This window comes from Saccharothrix australiensis, assembly GCF_003634935.1.
Classification (GTDB): domain Bacteria; phylum Actinomycetota; class Actinomycetes; order Mycobacteriales; family Pseudonocardiaceae; genus Actinosynnema; species Actinosynnema australiense.
The window spans coordinates 5,404,711-5,427,979 of record NZ_RBXO01000001.1 but is presented as its reverse complement, the minus strand read 5'-3'; the positions used below and the strand labels follow the sequence as shown (position 1 = coordinate 5,427,979).

General features: G+C 75.5%; 19 protein-coding genes. 13 read left to right on the top strand and 6 right to left on the bottom strand.

Translation table 11 applies throughout. The features are described from left to right. The first annotated feature begins 56 nt into the window (after positions 1–56). The 3 genes from C8E97_RS22880 to C8E97_RS22870 all read left to right on the top strand — a co-directional run bounded on the left by C8E97_RS22880 (position 57) and on the right by C8E97_RS22870 (position 5,070). On the top strand, positions 57–2,813 hold the full coding sequence (locus tag C8E97_RS22880; RefSeq protein ID WP_121007548.1) for a DEAD/DEAH box helicase: 2,757 nt from the start codon (positions 57–59) through the stop codon (positions 2,811–2,813). A 102-nt stretch (positions 2,814–2,915) separates the two neighbouring features. Further along, positions 2,916–3,614 carry a DUF4333 domain-containing protein gene (locus C8E97_RS22875; protein WP_121007547.1) on the top strand — a complete coding sequence of 233 codons (699 nt, stop codon included), beginning with the start codon at positions 2,916–2,918 and terminating at the stop codon, positions 3,612–3,614. A gap of 250 nt (positions 3,615–3,864) precedes the next feature. Then, complete coding sequence (locus C8E97_RS22870; RefSeq protein WP_121007546.1) at positions 3,865–5,070, top strand: GNAT family N-acetyltransferase; 1,206 nt, start codon at positions 3,865–3,867, stop codon at positions 5,068–5,070. Positions 5,071–5,173: 103 nt separating this feature from the next. Here C8E97_RS22870 and C8E97_RS22865 read toward each other — a convergent pair whose 3' ends face one another. Next, entirely contained in the window at positions 5,174–6,121 is a 948-nt protein-coding gene (locus tag C8E97_RS22865; RefSeq protein WP_121007545.1) for a 5'-3' exonuclease, read from the bottom strand. A gap of 101 nt (positions 6,122–6,222) precedes the next feature. On the opposite strand from C8E97_RS22865, the gene C8E97_RS22860 reads away from it, so the two are divergent. Then, entirely contained in the window at positions 6,223–7,353 is a 1,131-nt protein-coding gene (locus tag C8E97_RS22860) for a M24 family metallopeptidase (RefSeq protein ID WP_121007544.1), read from the top strand. Then, positions 7,350–7,799: an Lrp/AsnC family transcriptional regulator gene (locus C8E97_RS22855; RefSeq protein ID WP_211347116.1), complete on the top strand. Its 450-nt coding sequence runs from the start codon at positions 7,350–7,352 to the stop codon at positions 7,797–7,799. Before C8E97_RS22860 ends, C8E97_RS22855 begins: the two co-directional genes overlap by 4 nt. Before the next feature lie 114 nt (positions 7,800–7,913). Here the strand turns inward: C8E97_RS22855 and C8E97_RS22850 are convergent, their stop codons facing one another. Both C8E97_RS22850 and C8E97_RS22845 read right to left on the bottom strand, forming a co-directional pair. Continuing rightward, complete coding sequence (locus tag C8E97_RS22850) at positions 7,914–8,816, bottom strand: hypothetical protein (RefSeq protein WP_147455207.1); 903 nt, start codon at positions 8,814–8,816, stop codon at positions 7,914–7,916. Between the two features lie 44 nt (positions 8,817–8,860). Continuing rightward, complete coding sequence (locus C8E97_RS22845; RefSeq protein ID WP_121007542.1) at positions 8,861–9,604, bottom strand: aminotransferase class IV; 744 nt, start codon at positions 9,602–9,604, stop codon at positions 8,861–8,863. A gap of 86 nt (positions 9,605–9,690) precedes the next feature. On the opposite strand from C8E97_RS22845, the gene C8E97_RS22840 reads away from it, so the two are divergent. The 5 genes from C8E97_RS22840 to C8E97_RS22820 all read left to right on the top strand — a co-directional run bounded on the left by C8E97_RS22840 (position 9,691) and on the right by C8E97_RS22820 (position 16,496). Next, positions 9,691–10,644 (top strand): GlxA family transcriptional regulator, encoded by a 954-nt coding sequence (locus C8E97_RS22840; RefSeq protein ID WP_121012154.1) that lies wholly within the window; start codon positions 9,691–9,693, stop codon positions 10,642–10,644. Between the two features lie 34 nt (positions 10,645–10,678). Continuing rightward, the gene (locus C8E97_RS22835) at positions 10,679–11,311 is read left to right on the top strand and encodes a DJ-1/PfpI family protein (protein WP_121007541.1); all 633 of its coding nucleotides are present in this window, start codon (positions 10,679–10,681) and stop codon (positions 11,309–11,311) included. Positions 11,312–11,658: 347 nt separating this feature from the next. Further along, a complete protein-coding gene (locus C8E97_RS22830; protein WP_121007540.1) occupies positions 11,659–12,852 on the top strand; it encodes an MFS transporter in 1,194 nt (397 codons plus the stop codon). A 683-nt stretch (positions 12,853–13,535) separates the two neighbouring features. Beyond that, on the top strand, positions 13,536–14,789 hold the full coding sequence (locus C8E97_RS22825) for a GGDEF domain-containing protein (RefSeq protein ID WP_246019091.1): 1,254 nt from the start codon (positions 13,536–13,538) through the stop codon (positions 14,787–14,789). Positions 14,790–15,230: 441 nt separating this feature from the next. Beyond that, on the top strand, positions 15,231–16,496 hold the full coding sequence (locus C8E97_RS22820; RefSeq protein WP_121007538.1) for a tetratricopeptide repeat protein: 1,266 nt from the start codon (positions 15,231–15,233) through the stop codon (positions 16,494–16,496). Positions 16,497–16,600: 104 nt separating this feature from the next. Here C8E97_RS22820 and C8E97_RS22815 read toward each other — a convergent pair whose 3' ends face one another. Together C8E97_RS22815 and C8E97_RS22810 are read right to left on the bottom strand one after the other, a co-directional pair. Then, the gene (locus C8E97_RS22815) at positions 16,601–17,671 is read right to left on the bottom strand and encodes a P1 family peptidase (protein ID WP_121007537.1); all 1,071 of its coding nucleotides are present in this window, start codon (positions 17,669–17,671) and stop codon (positions 16,601–16,603) included. A 10-nt stretch (positions 17,672–17,681) separates the two neighbouring features. Continuing rightward, on the bottom strand, positions 17,682–19,109 hold the full coding sequence (locus tag C8E97_RS22810; protein WP_121007536.1) for a pyridoxal phosphate-dependent decarboxylase family protein: 1,428 nt from the start codon (positions 19,107–19,109) through the stop codon (positions 17,682–17,684). A 19-nt stretch (positions 19,110–19,128) separates the two neighbouring features. On the opposite strand from C8E97_RS22810, the gene C8E97_RS22805 reads away from it, so the two are divergent. Then, positions 19,129–19,971: a carboxylesterase family protein gene (locus C8E97_RS22805; protein ID WP_121007535.1), complete on the top strand. Its 843-nt coding sequence runs from the start codon at positions 19,129–19,131 to the stop codon at positions 19,969–19,971. Positions 19,972–19,976: 5 nt separating this feature from the next. Then, on the top strand, positions 19,977–20,246 hold the full coding sequence (locus tag C8E97_RS22800; protein WP_121007534.1) for a hypothetical protein: 270 nt from the start codon (positions 19,977–19,979) through the stop codon (positions 20,244–20,246). Between the two features lie 97 nt (positions 20,247–20,343). Here the strand turns inward: C8E97_RS22800 and C8E97_RS22795 are convergent, their stop codons facing one another. Further along, positions 20,344–22,014, bottom strand: a complete 1,671-nt coding sequence (locus C8E97_RS22795; protein ID WP_121007533.1) for a DEAD/DEAH box helicase — start codon at positions 22,012–22,014, stop codon at positions 20,344–20,346. Positions 22,015–22,255: 241 nt separating this feature from the next. Between C8E97_RS22795 and C8E97_RS22790 the strand changes: the two genes are divergently transcribed. Next, positions 22,256–23,254 (top strand): Gfo/Idh/MocA family protein, encoded by a 999-nt coding sequence (locus C8E97_RS22790; RefSeq protein ID WP_211347115.1) that lies wholly within the window; start codon positions 22,256–22,258, stop codon positions 23,252–23,254. Positions 23,255–23,269 lie beyond the last annotated feature (15 nt).

The window sequence follows — 23,269 nt, the reverse complement described above, 5'->3', positions numbered from 1 at the left end:
CGGGCCCGGCCGGGATCTGGAGCGCTTTTGTCGGGGGTCTGTGACAGCCTGGTGGGGTGTCACGAGCTTCGCGGTCCCCGGCCGACCAGTACGCGGACTTCCGCCGCCGCTCCACCCGGCCCCAGCTGGCCGACTTCCTCTCGGTGCTCTCCTTCGAGCTGGACCCGTTCCAGCAGCGCGCCTGCGAGGCGCTGGAGGACGGGCACGGCGTGCTGGTGTGCGCGCCGACCGGCGCGGGCAAGACCGTCGTCGGCGAGTTCGCCGTCCACCTGGCCCTGTCCGAGGGCCGCAAGTGCTTCTACACGACGCCGATCAAGGCGCTGTCGAACCAGAAGTACGCCGACCTGGTCGCCCGCTACGGCCCCGGCAAGGTCGGCCTGCTGACCGGCGACACCTCCGTCAACGGCGACGCGCCCGTGGTCGTCATGACCACCGAGGTGCTGCGCAACATGCTCTACGCGGGCTCGTCCACGCTGGGCAGCCTCGCCTACGTGGTGATGGACGAGGTGCATTACCTGGCCGACCGGTTCCGCGGCCCGGTGTGGGAGGAGGTCATCCTCCACCTGCCGGAGTCGGTGCGGCTGGTGGGCCTGTCCGCCACGGTCAGCAACGCGGAGGAGTTCGGCGAGTGGCTGGTGGAGGTGCGCGGCGACACCACGGTGGTGGTGGACGAGCACCGGCCGGTGCCGCTGTGGCAGCACATGCTGGCCGGCGGCCGGATGCTCGACCTGTTCGCGGGCGAGACGCCGGACGGGCACGCCCGGATCAACCCGCAGCTGCTGCGCCACACCGAGGACCTGGCGCGGTTCCACGTGCCGTGGAGCCGGAACCGGAACAACAAGGGCCGCCCGCCGCGCGGGTCGGGTTTCAAGCCGCCGTCGCGGGTCGACGTGGTGCAGCGGCTCGACGCGGCGGGCCTGCTGCCCGCGATCGACTTCGTGTTCAGCCGGGCGGGCTGCGACGCGGCGGTGGGCCAGTGCGTGCGGGCCGGGCTGCGGCTGAACTCCGAGGCGGAGGTCGAGGAGATCCGCGACGTCATCGAGGAGAAGACGCGCGACCTGCCGCAGGGCGACCTGATGGTGCTGGGCTACTGGGAGTGGCGCGAGGCGCTGGAACGGGGCATCGCGAGCCACCACGCGGGGCTGCTGCCCGCGTTCAAGGAGACCGTGGAGGAGCTGTTCGTCCGCGGCCTGGTCAAGGTGGTGTTCGCGACCGAGACGCTGGCGCTGGGCATCAACATGCCGGCGCGGACGGTCGTGCTGGAGAAGCTGGTCAAGTACAACGGCGAGGCGCACGTCGACCTGACGCCGGGCGAGTACACGCAGCTCACCGGGCGCGCGGGGCGGCGCGGTATCGACGTGGAGGGCCACGCGGTCGTCGTGTGGCAGCCGGGGGTGGACCCGAAGGCGGTCGCGGGCCTGGCGTCCACGCGGACCTACCCGCTGCGGTCGTCGTTCCGGCCCGGCTACAACATGGCGGTCAACCTGGTGCACCAGCTCGGCGCGGCGGCGGCGCGGGAGATCCTGGAGCAGTCGTTCGCGCAGTTCCAGGCCGACCGGTCGGTGGTGGGCCTGGCGCGGCGGATCGAGCGCAACCGGGAGGCGCTGGCCGGGTACTCCGAGGCGATGACGTGCCACCTCGGCGACTTCGCCGAGTACGCGTCGCTGCGCCGCCGGGTGGTCGAGCGGGAGAAGGCGCTGGCGCGGCAGAACTCGTCGGCGCGGCGCGCGGAGGCGGCGGCGTCGCTGGAGCGGCTGCGCAAGGGCGACGTGATCGCGGTGCCGTCGGGCCGCCGGTCGGGGCTGGCGGTGGTGGTCGACCCCGGCCTGGAGCCGCTGGGCGAGGCGCGCCCGCTGGTCGTGACGGAGGACCGGTGGTCGGGCCGGCTGTCCGCGGCGGACTTCCCGGCGCCGGTGGAGGTGCTCGGCCGCGTGCGGCTGCCGCGCCAGGTCGACACGCGGTCGCCGAAGTCGCGGCGCGACCTGGCGTCGACGTTGCGCGACACGGGGATCGTCGCGCCGTCGCTGCGCAAGCGCCGGTCGAACGCCGACGACGACGCGGAGCTGGCGACGCTGCGCCGGGCGCTGCGCGCGCACCCGTGCCACGGCTGCGAGAAGCGGGAGGACCACGCCCGGTGGGGTGAGCGGTACCACCGGCTGCTGGCCGAGACCGAGCAGCTGGAGCGGAAGGTCGCGGCGACGACGCACTCGCTGGCGCGGGAGTTCGACCGCATCCGGGGCCTGCTGCGGGAGCGCGGCTACCTGCACGAGGAGGAGAGCGGGCCGGGCGAGGAGGTGACCGAGCACGGCAAGCGGCTGACCCGCCTGTACTCCGAGTCGGACCTGCTGGCGGCGGAGTGCCTGCGGCACGGGGTGTGGCGCGGGCTCGAACCGGCGGAGCTGGCGGCGGTCGTGTCGTCGCTGGTGTACGAGGCGCGGCGGGACGGCCCGCTGGAGACCAGGCTGCCGCCGGGGAAGGTCGCCGACGCGATGACGGCGACCGCGCGGCTGTGGGCCGAGCTGGAGGACGACGAGCGGCGGCACCGGCTGGACCGCACGCGGCAGCCCGACCCCGGTTTCGCGTGGCCGGTGTACCGGTGGGCGCGGGGCGAGTCGCTGGAGAAGGTGCTCAGCTCGGCGGAGGCGAGCGGCACGGAGCTGGGCGCGGGCGACTTCGTGCGCTGGTGCCGGCAGGTGATCGACTTCCTGGACCAGATCAGGGACGTGGTCGGCGGCGGCGACCAGGTGGGCGCGACGGCCCGCAAGGCGGTCGACGCGCTGCGCCGCGGGGTGGTGGCGATGGCCACGGTCTGAGAAAGGTTTGCGGGGTGGCTGGGTGCGTCCCCCGCTCCTGTGGTTTGATCGCGCCCGCAAGCCTTGCACCCTGTTTCCCAGACCGACCGTCGGAGGCCGAGCATGACCAGTCCGTACGGACCGTCCGGAGGGAACGACCCGCAGCAGCAGTGGGGCCAGCAGCCCTACGGTGGTGGGTACCCCGGCACGCCGTCGGGTGGTTTCCCCGCTCAGCAGCCCGGTTATGGGCAGCCGGACCCGTCGCAGCAGCAGCAGCAACAGCAGCAGTGGGGGCAGCAGCCGGGGCAGCAGCAGTACCCGCAGCAGTACCCCGGCGGGTACGACCCGAGCCAGCAACAGCAGCAGAACCCCTACGGCCAGCCGGACCCGGCGCAGCAGCAGTGGGGCCAGCAGCCTGGTCAGTACGGGCAGCCCGGCTACGGCCAGCAGCCGAACCCCTACGGGCAGCCCGGTTTCGGGCCGCAGCAGCCGCCCGCGAAGAAGTCCGGCGCGGTGCTGTGGGTCGTCGTGGCGCTGGTCGTGCTGGTGGTCGCGGCGGTCGGCATCACCGGGTTCGTGACGCCCGGCTTCTTCAAGAAGAAGATCTTCGACAACGGGTCCGTGCAGTCGGGCATCGTGCAGATCCTCAAGGACGACTACAAGATCTCCGACGTGGAGGGCGCGACCTGCACCGGGGAGCACCCGGTCGAACCGAACCGCACCTTCACCTGCAAGGTGAAGGTCGGCGGCAAGGAGAAGGACGTGAAGATCACGGTGAAGACCGCGGACGGCGAGTACGAGGTCGGGCAGCCCACGGGCTGACCGCGCGCCGCGCACACCTCCGACGAGGCCACCCCGAGCATGGGGTGGCCTCGTCGTGTCACGGCTGCGTCGTGTCGTGCCTGCGTCCTGTCGTGGCCGCGTCGTGTCGCGGTCCCGTCGTGCGCGGCGTCGGTGCCCGGTCCGGGTGCGGTGACGGTGCGCGCCGCGGTGAACGCGCGCCCGTCAGGCCGGGTGCGCCGAGGGGAAACTCGCTGGCGGCGCGGGTCGGCGGCGGGGGAGCATCGAGGGCGTGACCGATCTGGACATCCGTGTTCTCGACGACGCCCACTACCGCGCTGCCCACACCCTGTTCCGGGGTGCCCTGCACCACCCGCCCGCACCGGACGACCGGTGGGAGATCGCGCGGACGTCCTACGACCCCGGTCGCGCGTTCGGCGCGTTCGCGGGCGACGAGCTGGTCGGCACGGTGCAGTCGTTCCCGTCCCGGCTGGCGGTGCCCGGCGGCGCGGTCGTGCCGATGGCCGCCGTCAGCCGGGTCGGCGTGCGGGCCGACTGGACGCGGCGCGGCGTGCTCACCGCGTTGCAGCGGGCGCAACTGCGGGCGATGCGGGAGTCCGGCGACGTGGCGGCGTCGCTGCGGGCGTCGGAGGGCGCGATCTACGAGCGGTTCGGGTACGGGGTGGCGACGCGGGTCCGGGAGGTCCGCGTCAAGCGCGCCACCGCCCGGTCGCGGCAGCCGATCGCGGGCCGGGTGCGGCTGGTGGAGCCCGCGGCGGCCGGTGACCTGGTCGGGTCGCTGTTCGAGCGCGTGTCGCCCGGTCGGGCGGGCACCATCGCGCGGTGGCAGGGGTGGTGGAACCTGAACGTCCTGCACGAGGAGGGCGCGCACCAGCGGTACGCGATCGCCTCCGGCCCGGACGGGGACGACGGGTACGTGGTCTACAAGGTCACGGCCTACTCGTACGAGAACGGCGTCGAGAAGCCGGCCGTGCTGACGGTGCTGGACCTCTGGGCGGCGACGCCGCGCGCGTGGGCCGACCTGTGGGTGTTCCTGCTGGGCATCGACCTGGTGGACGAGGTGGGCGCGGAGGGGCGGCCCGTCGACGAGCCGCTGGAGTGGCTGCTGGTCGACCGGCGCGCGCTGCGCGTCGTGGACGTGATGGACGAGACGTGGCTGCGGCTGGTCGACGTGGAGGCGGCGCTGTCCGCGCGCGCCTACCGCCCCGGCGGGTCGGTCGTGATCGGCGTCCGCGACCGGTTCCTGCCGGAGAACGAGGGCTCCTACCTGATCACCTCGTCGGGCGCGTCCCGGACGACGGGGGAGCCGGACTTCGTGGTCGACGTCGACGTGCTCGGCGCGGCGTACCTGGGCGACGTGGCGTTCGGCGCGCTGGCGGCGGCCGGCCGGTTCGCCGCGGGCTCACCCGAGGCGGTGGCCCGAGCGGACGCCCTCTTCGCGGTGGACCAGGCGCCTTGGTGCGGGACTTTTTTCTGATTGCCGCGACTCCGTCGCGGCGCGGCCACACCGCGGATCGTGGGGGCGAAGGGACGGCGGTGTAGGGCACTGCGGGGGCGGGCCGGGGCCTGTCGGGTGTGGGTCAGGGGTGGCGGTTCCGCAGCGCGGTCTCCAGCCTGGGTAGGGAGCTGCCCAGGCCCCACCGGCGGGTGAGTTCGGTCACCCGGTCCGGGTCGGCCGGCGCCGAGGGCACCGGGTCGGGGCGGTCGATCAGGAGGTCCGCGTCGGTCGCCACGTCGACCACCGTCGGCGCCGCGGCCAGGTAGTCCTGCGCGTTGAGCAGCGCGGTCCGCGCGCGGGTGGTCAGCTTGCGGTCCCGGCCGTCGTGCACCGCGGCCAGCACCGCGTCCAGCGAGCCGAACTCGCTGATCAGCTTGGCCGCCGTCTTCTCGCCGATGCCGGCCACGCCGGGCAGGCCGTCGGACGGGTCGCCGCGCAGGACCGCCATCCCGGCGTAGGCGCGGCCGGCGTCCCGGACCGGCAGGGCGTACTTCGCGGCCAGCTCCGCCGGTCCGATCAGCTCCGCCTTCGCCCAGCCCCGGCCCAGGTAGAGCACCCGGACGGGGGTCGGCTCGTCGCGCACGACCTGGAACAGGTCGCGGTCGCCGGTGATCACCTCGACGGGGTCGGTCCGCTCGCGGGCCGCGAGGGTGCCGATCACGTCGTCCGCCTCGTAGCCGACCGCCTCGGCGGTCGCGATGCCCACCGCGTCGAGCACGTCCAGGATGATCGGCACCTGCGGCGTGAGGGTGTCGGGCACGTCCTCCTCGCCGTCGGCCCCGCCGGCGGCGACCCGGTGCGCCTTGTACGAGGGCAGCGCGGCGACGCGGAACGCCGGCCGCCAGTCCGCGTCCAGGCAGGCGATCAACCGGCCCGCCTTGCGCTCGTTGACGACCTTGGTGATGGTGTCGACGAACCCGCGCACCGCGTTGACCGGTGTGCCGTCCGGTGCGGTCATCGACTCGGGCAGCGCGTAGAAGGCCCGGAAGTACAGGCTGGCGGCGTCCAGGAGGACGAGCGGGCTACTCACCCCGGACAGCTTGCCAGACGGCGCCGACCGCCGTGTCGATCAGGCTGCCCCGCATGCCGCGACGGGGACAGGACCGGGGGACAGGACTAGGCTGCCGAGACATGTCGACCCATGTTGGACCCATTGACGTGGAAGCCCTCCGCGCGCGACTGGACCGGGCCGCCACCGCGGCGACCGTCGCCGGAGTGGACGCCCTGCTGATCTCGCCCGGTTCGGACCTGCGGTACCTGATCGGCGCGGGTGGCTCGTCGTTCGAGCGGCTGACCTGCCTGGTGCTGCCCGTCGGCGGTCCGCCGGTGCTGGTCGTGCCGAAGCTGGAGCAGCCTGGCTACGCGGCCGTCCCGACCGACGAGCTGGGCGTCGAGGTCGCCACGTGGGTGGACGACCAGGACCCGTACGCCCTGGTCAAGGGCGCGTTGAAGGGCACCGGCCGGGTGGCGGTCGCGGACATGATGCCCGCGCTGCACACCCTGCGGCTGCGCGAGGTGATCGGCGGCGAGCAGGTGCTGGCCGGTCCGGTCCTGCGCGAGCTGCGGATGCGCAAGGACGAGGCGGAGATCGCCGCGCTGCGCAAGGCGGGCGCGGCCATCGACCGCGTGCACGAGCGGATGGAGGAGTGGCTGCGGCCCGGCCGCACGGAGGCCGAGGTGGGCGCGGACATCGCCGCCGCGATCGTCGCCGAGGGGCACGAGCTGGCCGAGTTCGTGATCGTCGGGTCCGGCCCGAACGGCGCGTCGCCGCACCACAGCCTGTCCGACCGGGTCATCGAGGCCGGTGACGTGGTCGTCGTCGACATCGGCGGTCCCGTCGCAGAGGGCTACAACTCGGACTCCACCCGGAGCTACGTGCTGGGCGAGCCGCGCGACAAGGACGTGTGGGACACCTACGCGGTGCTCCAGGCCGCGCAGCGGGCGGCCGTGGAGGCGGTCCGGCCGGGCGTCACGTGCGAGGCCGTGGACGCCACCGCGCGGGAGGTCATCGCGGACGCCGGGTTCGGCGAGTACTTCGTGCACCGCACCGGCCACGGCATCGGGCTGGACGTGCACGAGGAGCCCTACATCGTCCGCGGGAACGACCTGCCGCTGGAGGCGGGCATGGCGTTCAGCGTCGAGCCCGGAATCTACCTGCCCGGCCGCTGGGGCGCGCGGATCGAGGACATCGTGGTCGCGACCGCGGACGGCGTCGAGAGCGTCAACCACCGGCCCCACGATCTGGTGGTGCTGCCGGCGTGACCAACCTGGAGCCGATCGACCGGGCGATCCTGCGCGAGCTGGCGGCCGACGGCCGGTGCAGCTTCACCGACCTCGCCGAGCGCGTGGGCCTGAGCGTGTCGGCCGTGCACCAGCGGGTGCGGCGGCTGGAGCAGCGCGGTGTGGTGCGCGGGTACGCCGCGCGGCTGGACGGCGACGAGATCGGCCTGCCGCTGACCGCGTTCATCTCGCTCACCCCGATCGACCCGTCGGCTCCGGACGACTACCCCAAGCGGTTGGAGCACCTGCCGCAGATCGAAGCGTGCTACTCGGTCGCGGGGGACGCCTCCTACGTACTCCGCGTCCGGGTGGCGTCGCCGACGGCGCTGGAGGAGCTGCTGCGGCAGATCCGGGAGGTGGCGAACGTGTCCACCCGGACCACCGTGGTGCTGTCGACGCCGTACGAGGACCGTCCGCCCGCCGTCTGACGCGTCGGCCCGCGCCCGGCCCGCCGCTGTTCGGCACCGGGCGCACCGGGTGCGGTCGGCGCGCGGGGTGCGCGCGCCGCCGTGACGGGCCGTGCCTTCGCCGCCGGCCGGGGATCAGGGGAACAACCAGCCGATGAGGCGGGTGAAGCGGTCCACGACGTCGACCTCGCGCCGCGGTGCGGGCGGCAGCAGCCGCATCACCTCGGCGTCGGTGGCCTCGTCGGCGGACAGCGCGAACTCGCGCACGGCGTCCTTGTCCGCCTCCTTGCGCGCGACGGCGATCACCTCCATCCGGCCGAAGCGCCGGACCCAGACGTGGTGCGCCGGGTCCTCGCGGTAGGCCAGGTGCGGGCCCTCGCCGAGGGTGGCGCGGGTGATGAGCCTGGCCTCGGCGGTCAGCGGCGCGTCCGGGCCGGTCGCCGCGTACTCCAGGACGGCCTGCCCGTCCGCGACGGCGAGGGTGGGCGGGTGGTAGCCCGCGGGGCGGGCGACGAGCAGCTTCCCGCCCGGCAGCCCGGCGTGCGCGACGCGCGCCGCCGGGGTGTCCGACGACAGGGCGTTGGGCGCGGTGGCGCCCACCGCGATGAGAGCCACCGTCGCGGCGGCCGAGGCAAGTGGCAGCACCAGCCCGCGCGCCAGAATGCCCGCGACCAGCGCGAACGGCAGCCCGATCCCGGCGAGCAGGAGCACCTGCGACGGCTTGTGGGCCGGTCCGAACGCCTCCAGCACGCAGGCGTAGTACACCGCGCCGCACAGCCCGAGCGCGGTCACCAGCAGCGCCCACAGCGACCGCCACCACGCGGTCCCGGTGAGCGGGCTCGCGGCCCTGGTGAGCGCGCCGACCAGCAGGAACAGCACGAACGGCGTGGCCATGCCGAGCCCGACCAGCGGCAGGGCGCGCGCCCAGAACCCCAGCAGCACCAGGAAGCCGACGGTCGCGAAGCTCAGCACGGCGACCAGCCACACGGCGGCGAGTTGGAGGACGACCGGGAGCGCCCCCCTCGGGTTGTCGATCACCCGCACACGATCTCCCGCCCGCCGCCTGCCGGGCATCGGGGTTTCTACTCGAACGCGTCCCACGGCCCGGCGTCGTAGGCGGCCCGGATGCGGGCCATCTCGGCGTCGTCCACGGCGAAGTCGACGTCGTCGATGCCCGACACGGGCACGACGCCGATCGAGTTGGCCAGGAACGCGCCCCGGTAGGAGCGCAGGTCCGACCGGCGCACGACGGCCCGCCGCGCCGGGATCCGCCGTTCGAGCAGTTGCATGGCCGTGCCGTGCAGCCAGTCCGCCTCCGCCCACACGATCCCCGCGTCGTCCAGGAAGCCGATGTTGGCGATCGCGCCCTCGACGACCACGCCGTCGGGGGTGGTCAGCAGCGCGTCGTCGTACCCGGCGGCCTGCGCGCGGTTGCGGTGGTGCGACTGCCCGAACCCGCCCAGGTGCTTCACGTGCGGCAGGGGCCGCTGGTACGACACGGTCATCAGCCGCTGCGGCCGGGTCGGCGGCGCGGCCGGCGGGCGCACCGCCACCAGCACCGACGGGTCGGCGGGGCCGAACGCGACGACCCGCACCGCCGCGTCGCGGACGTCGTCGGCCAACGCGTGCGAGACCAGCGCGCGGACCCGCTCGCCGGCCAGGCCGGTGCCGTACAGCTCGCGGTGGGCCGCGTCCAGCCGGCGCAGGTGCAGGTCGAGGCCGCGCACGCGGCGGTCGCGGACCTGCATCGCCGTGAAGTGGCCGTAATTGGCGAGCAGGGCGGGCGCGAGCTGCTCGGCGGTCGCGGTGCCGCCGTCGATCTCCATCCTCAGCACGCCCCGACCGTAGCGTGGCGGGAATCGAGGGTCACGGGTCGTTGCCGCCCTCACCCGCCGTGGAAAAGGTGGACGGTGTGGAACGTGAAGTGGTCGTCGTCGGGTACCACGACGCGACGTTGCTGGACATCGCCGGACCCGTCGAGGTGTTCCGGGCCGCGGCCCTCCTGCGCGGCGGGTACCGGGTGCGGGTGGCCGCCGTGGGCGGTGGGTTCACGGCTTCGGGGATCCCGCTGGGCGCCGACGATCTGCGTGCGGTCACCGGTCCGGTGGACACGGTGGTCGTGGTCGGCGGCGCCGGGTTCGAGGAGGCGGCGCGCGACCGCGAGCTGCTGGCGGAGCTGCGCCGGGTGGCCGGGGTCTCGCGCCGCGTCGCCGCCGTGTGCACGGGGGCGTTCGTGGTGGCCGCGGCGGGTCTGCTGGACGGCGCGCGGGCCACCACGCACTGGGCGTACTGCGACGAGCTGGCCGCGCTGCACCCGTCGGTGCGGGTCGTGCGGGACGCGATCTTCGTGTGCGACGGGCGGCTGGCCACCTCGGCGGGCGTCACGGCGGGCATCGACCTCGCGCTGGCGCTGCTGGAGACCGACCACGACGCGGCGCTGGCCAGGCTGGTGGCCCGCTGGCTGGTGGTGTTCCTGCAGCGGCCGGGCGGGCAGTCGCAGTTCAGCGTCCGCTCGCGCGTGCCCGCGGTCCGCGAACCGGGGCTGCGGGCCGTGCTGGACGCCATCGCCGACAACCCGGCCGCGCGGTGGACCGTCGAGGAGATGGCCCGCTGCGCGGCGATGAGCACGCGGCACTTCGCCCGCGTGTTCCCGCGCCGGGTCGGGCTGCCGCCCGCCCGGTACGTGGAGCGGGCGCGGGTGGAGGCGGCGGCGGCGCTGCTGGAGACCGGTGACGAGGGGCTGGACGTCGTGGCGCGCCGCAGCGGGTTCGGCTCGGCGGAGACCCTGCGCAGGGCGTTCGGCCGGGTGCTCGGCGTGACACCGGGCGGCTACCGCAACAGGTTCCGCACCACGGGCGCGGCGTGAGGTCCGCGCCCCGTACCGAAGGAGCGAGGCACCGATGGACCTGGCTTTCGTGCTCTACCCGAAGATGACGGCGCTGGACCTGATCGGCCCCTACGAGGTCCTGGGGCACCAGGAGGGCGTGACGGCGCACTTCGTCGCGGCGACGCCGGACCCGGTGACGTGCGACGCGGGGCTGGTGATCACGCCGACGGTGACGTTCGACGAGCTGGACCGCGCCGACATCATCGTGGTGCCCGGCAGCGGGGTGTGGGAGGCCGCGCTGGCGGACGGGGCGGTCGCGGCGTGGCTGCGCAAGGTGCACCCGACCGCCACCTGGACCACGTCGGTGTGCACCGGCTCGACGCTGCTGGCGGCGGCGGGCATCCTCGACGGCCGACCGGCCACCACCCACTGGGCGGTGCGCGACCGGCTGGCCGAGCTGGGCGCCGTGGTCAGCACCGACCGGGTGGTGCGGGACGGGTCGGTCGTCACCGGCGCGGGCGTGTCCGCGGGCATCGACATGGCGCTCACCCTGGTGGGGCTGATCTGGGGTGACGACCGGGCGATGTTCACCCAGCTCGGCATCGAGTACGACCCGCGACCGCCGTACGACGCCGGGTCGCCCGAGACGGCTCCGGGCGAGTTGGTGACGCTGGCGCGGTCGCTGCTGTCGGGTTCCGCGACCTGAGCGGACGGCACCGGCACGGCGGTCCGCGCGCCGTGCCGGTGCGCCTGGCGGGGTGGTGCGGGATGCCGTGCCGACGCCTTCGTCGGGTGGTGCGGAATGCCGCGCCGGGGTGTGCGGGGCGGTGCCGCGCCGGGGTGGGGCGGTGCGTGTGTCGAGCCGGTGCGGATCGGGCCGTGTGGTGTCGTGTCGTCGTGTGTCGGACCGTGTCGGGTCCTGTGGGAGCGTGTGCCTGGTCGATGGGCCTGCCGGGTGAAGGCGACCGCCGCCCGCTCGGCGCACCCCCGCGGCTTGTACGGTGACGTGCCTGACCGCACGCCGCGCCACTCGCGGAGATCACCGGAGGTGCCGTGGGCACGGGTTTCCGGGCCGCGTTCACCGTGCCCGAGTTCCGGGTGCTGTGGGCGGCGGCGGCCCTGTCGACCGTGGGCGACCAGCTCGCCCGCGTGGCGCTGTCGGTGCTGGTGTTCCAGCGCACCGGCTCGGCCGCGTGGACCGCGCTCACCTACGCGTTGACCATGCTCCCGGCCCTCGTGTCGGGCGTCCTGCTGACCGGGCTCGCCGACCGGTACCCCCGGCGGGCGGTCATGGTCGCCGCCGACCTGCTGCGTGCCGCGCTGCTGGCCGTCATGGCGGTGCCCGGCGTGCCGTTGCCGCTGCTCGCGGCGCTGCTGGTGGCCGCGCAGCTGGCGGAGCCGCCGTTCGCCGCCGCCCAGGGCGCGCTGCTGCCGACCGTGCTCGGCGACCGGTACGAGGCGGGCCAGTCGGTGCACCTGATCACCCACCAGGCGGGTCTGCTGCTCGGGTTCGCGGGCGGCGGGCTGGTCGTGGCGTGGTTGGGCACGTCCGGCGCGCTGGCGGTCGACGCGGCGACGTTCGCGGCGTCCGCGCTGCTGCTGCGGTTCGGCCTGCGCCACCGCCCCGCGCCCGGCGAGGTGAAACGGGCCCGCGTGCGCATCCGGGAGGGCGCGGCGCTCGTGTGGCGCGACCGGCGGCTGCGGCTGCTCGTCGCGCTGGGGTGGCTCGCGCTGTTCACCGTGGTGCCGGAAGGGCTGGCCGCGCCGTTCTCGGCGGAGGCGGGCGCGGGCGCGGCGGGGGTCGGCGTGCTGCTCGCGGCCGACCCGGCCGGGATGGTGCTGGGGACCGTCCTGCTGCGGTTCCTGCCCGCCACGCGCCGGGTCCGCCTGCTGGGGCTGCTGGCGGTGGCGACGGCCGTGCCGCTGGTGGGCTACCTGCTCGCGCCCGACCTGGTGGGCGCGGTGGCGCTGCTGGCGTCGAGCGGTGCGTTCAGCGCCTACCAGGTCACGGCGGGGGCGACGTTCGTGCGCCTCGTGCCCGACGCCCAACGCGGGCAGGCGCTCGGGTTCGCGCGCAGCGGCCTGGTGGCGGCGCAGGGCGTCGGTGTCGCCGGGGGAGGGCTGCTGGCCGGGGCCACCGGTTCGGCGACGGCGGCGATCGCGGTGTCGGGCCTGGCCGGCGTGCTGCTGGCGGTGGTGGTGGCGATCGCCTGGTCGCGGGTGTCGGCGGCTGTCTCGGCGGGGTGACGGTGTGGCCGGTGCGGTGGCGGGGCAGGGGTGATGGCTCGGCCGGGTGTGGTGCCGGTGCGAGGGCTGACCCGGCCGCGTGGTGACCCGGCCGCGTGGTGGCGGGTTGGCCGGCGGGTGACGGTGCGCGGACCGGGCGGGCGGCGGCGTGGACCGGGCGGGCGGCGGCGTGGCCGGGTGCGGTGGCGGCGTGGCCGGGTGCGGTGGTGGGGCGCTGTTGCCGGGACCGCGTCGCTCGCCGGGGTGGTCGGCCGGGGCCGCGGGGCCGCGTGCTCGTCGCGGCCACCGCGCCGTCCCGATCGGGAGATCACCAGATCTTGTCGCGCATGGCGGCGCACCTCCCCTCCGCGCGTGGCCGGTCGCGCCGGCTCGTCGGTCGTCCGCGTGCGTCGGGCTCGCCGGTCACCAGATCTTGTCGCGCACGTCCGCCACCTCCCTCGTCTCCGGCGGGTTCCGGGGGTACGGTCGGGTTCACCAGATCTTGTCGCGCACGGCGGCACCTCCTGTGTGTCGCGTCACCCCGCTAGCGGCTGACATCCGCGCAGGTCACAATTACTGTGACGGTCCGTTCGGGCGCGTTCACAGTCCGGATCAGACAGTCGTGGAGAAGCATGGGCGGAGCGAGGTCGGCGTCGTCGGGTGACCGACGCTGGACACTATGGTCCCTGCCGAGGCGGGCCCTGGTGTACGTGCTGTCGGTGGACCTGCTGGCGGTGGTCGCGGTCGTCGCGTCCGCCGCGTGGCCGGTGCCCGCCGACGCGTGGACGCCGTTCGCCGTCCTGGCCGGGTGCGCCGCCCTGCACCTGCACTGCTCCCGCTGGATCGAGCGCATCCGCCGCGACCACAGCCACCTGCCGCACGTCGACCTGTGCAGCATCTGGATCGTGGCGGGCGCGATCGTCCTGCCGCCGTCGCTCGCGGTGGCGCTGGTGGTGTCGATCTACGCGCACCGGTGGTGGGTCGTGGGCCGCTGGGACGCGTCCCGACCACCGCACCGGAACGTGTTCACCACGTCGATGATGGTGCTGGCGGCACTGGCCGCGAGCGCCGTGGCGGGCGTCACGGGCCTGCGCGACCGCCTCGGCGCGCACCGCCCGGAGGGTTGGCTGGACCTGGTCGGCCTGGTCGGCGCGGGCACCGCCCAGTGGCTGGTGAACACCGCCCTGGTCGGCGCGGTCATCCTGCTCACCGTGCGGCCCCGCTCGCTGAAGGACGCGGCCGGCAGCCCCTCGGACAACCTGCTGGAGGCGGGCCAGCTCGCGCTCGGCGCGTTCGTGGCGCTCGCGGTCGCGTCGTGGCCGGGCTTCGCGGTGCCGATGGTCGTCGCCGCCGTCGCCCTGCACCGCACCGTGCTGATCCACCAGCTCGAACTGGCCGCCCGCACCGACGCCAAGACCGGGCTGCTCAACGCGGAGGCGTGGCACCTCCAGGCGAGGGTGGAACTCGACCGCACCCGGCGGCAGCCGCCCGGCGCGACCGTCGGCCTGTTCATGGTCGACGTCGACCACTTCAAGGACATCAACGACACGCACGGCCACCAGATCGGCGACGCGGTGCTGCGCCGCATCGCCGTCGCGCTGGGCGGGGTGGTGCGGCGGGGTGACGCGCTGGGCCGGTTCGGCGGCGAGGAGTTCGCGGTGCTGCTGCCGTCCGTCGAGCGGGCCGAGGCGCTGGCCATCGCCGAGCGGATGCGGCGGCAGGTGCACGAGGTGGTGGCCGACGACGGCGAGGGCGGCACGGTGGGCGGCCTGACCGTCAGCATCGGCATCGCCGTGTGGCCGGACGTGGCGGAGGACACCCTGGAGGGTCTGCTGGCCGCCGCGGACGCGGCCCTCTACGAGGCGAAGCGCCAGGGGCGTGACCAGGTGCGGGTGGCGGGCGGCCACCGCCGGAACCGCTGGTTGCCCGCCGCGCGCTCCGAGCACCCCGGCACCTAGTGCATGACCGGGTGTGCTTTTCCGACTGATGTCAGTCACTGACATCACTGGGAATCGGAGTTGCTCCTAGGCACGCGGTGCACGTGCGCGCTGTCGAGTGCCGATGCCGGTGCCGGTGTCGGTCCGTGTCGTGTCGGTGTCGGTCGGTGTCCGTGGCGGCGTCCGTCGGCGCCGGGGCGCGGCGACCGGATAACAACCTCGTCCACCTGCGGGATGTCGTGCCGTCGAGCGGAGTCGGTGGCGTAGTTTCTGCGCGCCACCATCATCCGGTGGAGTCGTCGTCGCGAGGGGTGTGAGTCGGTGGGCCTCGGTGCACCACCCGGAAACAGGTTCGGGCCCTCCGAGGGCACGCCCGCGTCCGTTTTCGCCGCCCCCGGTCCCGCAGCCCTCGACCCGGCTCCCACCGATCTCGGCTGTGGCGGCGGACGCCTGTTCGACGGGATGACCGCGGTGCGGTTGTCCCGGAGCACCGACCTGACCGCCGCCGCGTGGCGGGCGTTGCGCGGTGGCGCGCCGGATGTCACGTCCGACGCCGAGGTGGGTGGGCGCTGGGCGCGGCGCTGCGCGACCACCGGGCGGCGGCACGGGGAGCGCGGGGAATACGACGCCGCGCTCGCGGACTTCGCAGGGTGTGCGGGGTGGGGTGACGCGTGCCGGGACCGGGCGGACGTGCGGCCGGGGACGGTGCGGCTGTCGGCCCGCCGAGGCGGACCGGAGGAGGCGCGGCAGGCCGCGCCGGAGGCACGGGACGCGCTGCGGGCCGGTGGTGGCCGGGCGCGGCTGATGGAGGCGATCGGCGTGCTGGGTGAGCTGAGCGGTGACGACCACGCGACCGCGGCGCGGTACGCCGCGGAGGACCACGCGGAGGGCCATGACGACGCGGCCGAGCCGGTGGACCGGACCCGGCAGGCCGCGTCCGAGCTGGCCGAGTGCGCGCGGCACCGCGCGGCGGGCGACCTGGCCGCCGCCGTCGAGGCCGGTGTGCGTGCGGTGGAGCTGTTCCGGGACGGGCACGACGACCGGTCGGAGCTGGCGGCGCTGCGCGAACTCGGCGCGTGCCACCGGGACCTCGGCGACCTGGCGGGCGCGCGGCACTGCGCGACGGTCGGCGTGGCGCTGGCGGAGCGGCTCGGGTCGCCGGTGGAGCTGGCGCGCTGCCACGACGACCTGGGCCGCGTGCTCACCGCGTGCGGCGAGCACGCGGCGGCGCTGGAGCACTACCGGCACGCGGTCGAGCTGCTGGTCGCCAAGGGGGAGTGGGAGCAGGGCGCGGTGCTGCTGCCGAACCTCGCGGTGGGCGCGGTGCGGGCGCGCGACCCGGAGGCGCTGTGGACGACCGCGCTGTGCGGTGGGCTGATCTGCGAGACCGCTCCCCGCGCGACGTGGGCGTCCGTGGTGCCGCTGGTGGTCGACTCGATGAAGCGCGCCATCGAGACCGGGCCGCGCGAGCTGACCGAGCGCGGCATGACCGACTTCGCGCACGCCGTGACGGCCGGGCAGCGGGACGACATGCCGTTCCCGGTCGGGGTGCTGGCGGACGTCGTGGTGGTGTTGCTGGCCTGGCTGATGGACCGCGTGGACGCCGCGATCGTGGGGTTCGCCAAGGAGCTGGACCGCACCACCGGAGGCGTGCTGGACCTGTCGGGGTACATCTCGGTGCCGGTCGCCGACCGCGTCCGCCACGGCTCGCGGCCTCGGCACCCCTGACGGGCGGCGGGAGCGGTCCGGGTGGTGTGGGCCGGTGCGGTGGAGTAGGCGGCGCGGTGGGCGCGGGTGGTCCGGTGGGTGCGAGGCGGGAGTCCGGCGCGCCGTCAGTCGCCGGGTGGCGCGAGTGGTTTCCGGTAGTGGGCGGCGGTGCGCGGGTATCGGTCGCGGTAGGCCGTGAGGTGGCCCCGCGGTGTCGTCACGGACTCGGCGGCCAGGAGCCCGTGCACCAGCGCCCGCGCGAAGACCCGCGTCGCGGCGTCCAGCACGGCCTCCACGGGCGCCTCGTGCGTCCCGGTGGAGGCCGCGAACACCGCGTCGCCGTCGTACATCCCGTGCGCGGGCCGCACGGCCAGCGCCAACCCGTCGTGGGCGGCGTTGGCCACCGCGAACAGTCGCGGCACCCGCGCGTTGGTCACGACCACGCCGATCACCGTGTTGAACTGGCCGCCACCGGGGCCGTCGAACGGGCCACCGGCGCTGAACGGATCACCGGCGGGCCCGTCGAACGGCTTGCCGGACGGGTCGCGGAGCGGCGTGGCCGGCGGGCCGGCCGGCGGGTCCCGGAACGGTCGCGGAGGAGCGCCGAGGTCGTCGCCGCCCGCCTCCGGGAACTCGCCCGGCCACCCCGTCCACGCCGCCATCGGCAGCCCGGTCGCCGGGTCGACCGACGGCCCCACGGCGTTGAGCGCCGCGATCGCGCCGACCACCACACCGCCGCCCAGCGCGGCGCTCGCGGTGCCGATGCCGCCCTTCAGCCCGGCGTTGAGCGCGCCCGTGCCCGCGCCGACGTTGCCCTCGCCCACCGCCACCCCGGCCGCCCGCACCGCCTCGACGCCCAGCTCCGGCGTCGGGTGGGCGTGGAACGCGCCTCCCCGCCCCAGGTCGAACAGGGCGGCGGCGGGCACCGGCGAACCCAGTTCGAGCGCCGCGCCGTCGGCCGCCGCCAGCCCGTACGCGCTGCCGCCGGTCAGCACCACGCCCGCCACCACGCGCCCGCCGTAGCGGGGGTCGAGCGCGGCGGTGTCGCGGGTCGCCGGGCCACCGCCCCGAACGTCCACAGTGGACAGCGTGCCCGGTGGGAACAGCACGGCGGTGGTGCCGGTGAGCGCGCCGCCGCCGACGCGGGTCGCGTGCCCCACCCGCACCCCGGTCACGTCGGTGACGGCGTTGCGCACGTCCCGGATGCTACCGGCCCGTCAGCCGCGCGCCGATCTCCTCCACCACCGACGCCAGCAGGTCGACGTCCTCGGTCGTGGTGCGCCAGTTCACGATCGCGGGCCGCAGCGCCACCACGCCCCGGTACACGGTGGTGCCCGCGTAGACCCGGCCGTCGGCCACCAGCTCCTCGCCCAGCCGCCGGTTCAACCCGTCCAACTCCGCCTCCGGCACGCCCGGCGGCCGGTAGCGGAAGCAGACGACGAACAGGGTCACCGGCGCGAGCAGTTCGAGGTTCGCCGACCGCTCGACGATCCGTCCCAGGTGGACGGCCAGGTTCCGGTGCCGCTCCACCATCGCCCGGTGACCGTCCCGGCCGTACGCGCGCAGCGTCGCCCAGATCGGCAGCGCCCGCGCCCGCCGCGAGGACTCCGGGCCGAGGTTGTTGTAGTTCACGAACTCCTCGTCCGGCGCCGGCAGGTAGGCGGCGTTCCACGACCCGAACGCCCGCCCCAGCACCGACGCGTCCCGCACGAACGCGAACCCGCTCTCGTACGGCACGTTCAGCCACTTGTGCCCGTCGGCGGCCACCGAGTCGGCCCGCTCGATCCCGCGCACCAGGTGCGCCGTGCGCGGCGACAGCGCGGCGAACAACCCGAACGCGCCGTCGACGTGCAGCCACGCGCCGTGCCGCCGCGCCAGGTCCGCCATCTCGGCCACGGGGTCGAAGTCCCCGCCGTTGACCTCGCCCGCGTTCGCGATCAGCACCGCAGGCCCGGACCGCGCCAGCTCGCGGTCCAGCGCGTCCAGGTCGAGCCTGCCCGCGTCGTCCCGAGTGGGCGTGCGGACGCCGTCGCGCCCCAACCCCAGCAGCTGCAACGCCTTCCGGCTGCTGGCGTGCACGTAGCCGCTGGAGAACACCGGCATCCGGGGCAGCCCGGCCAGGCCGTCCGCCGTCACGTCCGCGCCGTGCTCCGCCGCCCACCAGTGCCGCGCGCACGCCAGCCCGGTGAGGTTCGCGAACGTCGCGCTCGGCGTCAGCACGCCGCCGTAGGACGCCGGCAGCCCGAACATCTCCTTGAGCCACCGCAGCACCACCGTCTCGGCGCGCGCCGCCAGCGGTGACGTCAGCCACAGGCCGGCGGCCTGGTCCAGCAGCGACGTGATCCAGTCGCCCGCCTGCGCGGCAGGCGTCGCGCCGCCCACGACGAAGTGGAAGAACCTCGGCCCCGACGAGTGCGTGGCGGCCTTGGTCCCGATGCGCAGCAGGTCGGCCACGGCCGTGATCGTCCCGTCGCCGTCCTCCGGCAGCGGACCGTCGAGCTGCTCCAACAGGTGCTCGTGCGCGGGGTCCCGCACCGGCAGGTGCGGCAACGCGTCCAGGTACGGGCCGGCCGCCCGCGCCACCATCCCCAGCGCCTCGGCGGCGTCGTCACGTGAGATCAACGGGTCACCCATCGTGGCAGAGTAGTCGGCGATGGCACGACGTGGGCGTTTCCGGGGCAGGGCCACGGCCGGCGGTGTCGACGCGTTCCTCGGCATCCGGTACGCGGAACCGCCGTTCGGCCCGCGCCGGCTCCACGCGCTGACGCGGGTCGACCACGTCGGCGACTGCCTCGACTTCGGACCGGTCGCGCCGCGGTCCGCCGAACTGCCCGGCGCGCCGGTCTGGCGACCGGGCGACGAGGACGTGCTGAGCCTCGACGTCTGGGCGCCGTCGGCGGCGGACGGCCTCCCGGTGCTGCTCTTCCTGCACGGCGGGGCGTACGCGTTCGGCTCGTCCGCCCGACCGGACTACGACGGCACGGCCCTGGCCCGCGCCGGGCTGGTCGTCGTCACCTGCAACCACCGGCTCGGGTTCGAGGGGTTCGGGCACGTCGGGGGACGGCCGCGCAACCGGGGGCTGCTCGACCAGCTCGCCGCGCTGCACTGGGTGCGCGACGAGATCGCCGTGTTCGGCGGCGACCCGGACCGGATCACCGTCGCGGGCCAGTCGGCGGGCGCGGGTTCGGCGCTGTTCCTCGCCGCCGCCGCGCCGGGCGCGGTGCGCCGGGTGATCGCCCACAGCGTCCCGAACCGCTGCTACACCGAGGGCTTCGCGCGCCGCGTCGCGCGGTGGGTCGACACCACCGGCCCCGCCTCGGCGGTCGCCTCGGCCGACGCGCCGGCCAGGGCGCAGACCAGCGGCCCGCTCGCCTACGACCCGGTGCTGTTCGGCCCGGTCGCGGACCGGCTGCCCGCCCTGCCGGACGGCGTCGACGCGCTCTGCTGTGCCACACCGCCGACGAGCACCGGCTGTTCGAGCGGGTCGGCGCGCTGAGGCCCGTGCGCGCCGCCGACGAGTACGCGCGGTTCGGCCGCGCGACCGGGCTGCCGCCGCACGTCCCGGCCGGCTACCGGGCGCTGTTCCCGACCGTCGCCGACGCCCACGTGCGGCTGCTCGGCGACCACGTGCTGGCCGAGCCCACCACGAGGCCGGCCGAGCGGCACGGCGCGCGGCCGGCCAGGTTCACCCGGCCGCCCGCCTGGCACGCGGGCGACGTGCCCTTCGCGTTCGGCACGCCGGCCGGCGCGGCCCCGCACCCGCGCCCGTGACGCGCGTCCGCGCGGCCGGCATTCGCGCGGCCCGGTGCCGGCGTGGCCCGGATGCGGCGGCCGGGGTCGGCGCGGGCAGGGGGCGGCGCTGGTCGGGTCAGCGCGGGTCGTCGCGCTCCCGGCGCACGGTCACCTTGCGGCCCTTGATGGTCGCGCCGCGCAGCGCCGTGATCACCTGTTGCGCCGACCCGTCCGGCACCTCCACCAGCGAGAACCGGTCGGCGATCTCGATCGCGCCGATCTCCCGGCCGGGCAGCCGCGCCTCGCCCGCGATCGCGCCGACCAGGTCCTGCGGGCGGATGCCCGCGCTGCGGCCCGCGCCGACGAACAGCCGCGTCATGCCCGCCGTCGGCCGGCGGGGCTTGCGCTCCCGGCGCGGCTCGCCGCCGCGGCGGTCGCCGCGCGGCACGACCTCGGGGATCTCCTCCTCGTCGGCCGCCGCACCGCTCGCCTCGTGGGCGAGCTTCACCGCCGCCAGCGCGACCTCCATCACGTCGAACTCGTCGGCCAGCGTCTCGACGACGACCCGGAAGCCCTCCAGGTCGTCCTCCAGCAGGCTCTCGTGCAGCGCCGCGCGGGTCAGCTCGAGCCGGCGGGCCCGCAGGTCCGCGATGGTGGGCACCTTCTCCACCTGGATGCGCTGCTTGGTGACCCGCTCGATGGTCTTGAGCATCCCGTGCTCGCGGGGCTCGGCCAGCGTGATGGCCACGCCCTCGCGGCCCGCGCGCCCGACCCGCCCGATGCGGTGCACGTAGGACTCCGGCGCGGACGGCACGTTGTAGTTGACGACGTGCGTGAGCTGCTCCACGTCCAGGCCGCGGGCCGCCACGTCGGTGGCCACCAGCAGGTCGGCGGTGCCGTTGCGCAACCGGCCCATGACCCGGTCGCGCTGCTCCTGGCTGATGCCGCCGTGCAGCGACTCCGCGCGGTAGCCGCGCCCGTTCAGCGTCTCGGTGAGCTGGTCCACCTCGTCGCGGGTGCGGCAGAACACGATGGCGGCGGTCGGCGCCTCCACGTCGAGCACCCGGCCCAGCGCGGCGGGCTTGTGCGCGCGGGGCACGACGTAGGCGCTCTGCCGCACGCGCGGCGCCTCGCCGGGCTCGGTCTGCTCGCGGCCGATGGTGATCCGCGCCGGGTCGGTGAGGTGCCGGCGGGCCAGCCGGTCGATGCGCGGCGGCATGGTGGCGGAGAACAGCACGGTCTGCCGCTCGGCCGGCGCTTCCGCGAGGATGGCGTCCAGGTCCTCCGCGAAGCCCATGTCGAGCATCTCGTCGGCCTCGTCCAGCACGACGACCTGGAGCTGGTCCAGGTTCAGGGTGCCCCGGTTGAGGTGGTCGACCGCGCGGCCGGGCGTGGCGACGACGACGTCCACGCCCTGCTCCAGCACCCGCAGCTGTCGCCCGATGGGCTGACCGCCGTAGATCGGCAGCACCCGCGCGCCGAGTTCCCGCCCGTACCGGTGCACGGCCTCCGACACCTGCACGGCCAGTTCCCGCGTGGGCACCAGCACCAGGGCGAACGGCGCGCGCTCGGCCCGGCCCCCCTCGCCCATCCGCTCCAGCACGGGCAGCGCGAACGCCGCCGTCTTGCCGGTGCCGGTGGCGGCCTGCCCGAGCAGGTCCCGGCCGGCGGCCAGCGGCGGGATGGCCTCCCGCTGGATGGGGGTGGGCTCTTCGTAGCCGAGTCCGGAGAGCGCCCGCAGCAGTTCGGGGCGCAGCCCGAGGTCTGCGAAGCTGGTCCTGTCGTCGTCGGGAGCATCGGCGGTCATGGTGTCAAGTCTCGCTGATCGCCCGTGAACCGCTCGGTGAGGGGGGTGCGCGGGCGCGTTGCCGCCGCGCGCCCGCTCGTGATATCGGCGCGGTGGTCCCGGCCGGCGTCGGGCCCGCGTTCCGGTGGGTCGCCGGATCGGGTGGTCGGCCGCCGCCGGGTGCCGGGTCGGTGCGCGGCTCGCGGACCCGGTCGTCCGCGCCCCGGCCCGCGGTTAGGCTGTGCCGCGACGAGGAGGGCACGTGACCGACCTGGAACTGCGCTGGGGCGTGCTGGGCGCGACGGCCCGCATCAGCGGCAGCGTCGCGCCGGCGATCCACCGCACGCCCGGCAACGCGGTCACGGCGGTCGCCGCGCGGCCCGGCAGGCTCGCCGCGTCGGCCCGGTTCGCCGAGCCGTTCGGCGCGACCGCGCACGACGGTTTCGACGCCCTGCTGGCGGACGACGGGGTCGACGCCGTCTACATCGCGCTGCCGAACTCGGAGCACGTGCCGTGGACGCTGCGGGCGCTGGCGGCGGGGAAGCACGTGCTGTGCGAGAAGCCGTTGGCGTTGTCCGAAGAGGACGTCGCGCGGATCGGGCGGGCGGCCGGCGACCGCACGGTCATGGAGGCGTACATGTACCGCTGCCACCCGCAGCAGCGGCGCGTGGCGGAGCTGCTGGCCTCGGGCGTGATCGGCGACCTCCGCGTGGTGCGGGCCGCGTTCGCGGGGCGGACGACCGCGGCGGACGGCACCCGGTACGACCCCGCGCTGGGCGGCGGCGCGACCTGGGACGTCGGCTGCTACGCGTTCGACGTGGCGCTGTGGGCGTTCGGCCGGCCGCCGGAGCGGGTCCGCGCCCGGTTCCACGCCGAGGGCGGCGCGGCGGTCGACACGAGCGCCGTGGCCGTGCTGGACTTCGGCGGCGGTCGCGCGGCCCTGCTCGACTACGGGTTCGACTACGGTCCCCGGTCGCGCTACGAGCTCCAGGGCGTCGACGGCTCGATCGCGGTCGACAACGCCTGGGCGCTGGGCCGCGAGGACGGCGTGATCACCGTCGTGACCGGGCGGGGCGTCCGGCGGGAGGTGGTGCCGGCCGCCGACCCGTACGAGCACCAGGCCGCCGAGTTCCACCGGGCCGTGCGCACGGGCGACACCCCGCTGGTGTCCCTGGCCGACTCGGCGCGCACCGCCCGCGTGGGGCGGGCGTTGGTCGAGTCGGCCCGGACGGACGCCGACGTCGTCCTGCGCGACGCCTGACCGGCCGCGCCGCAC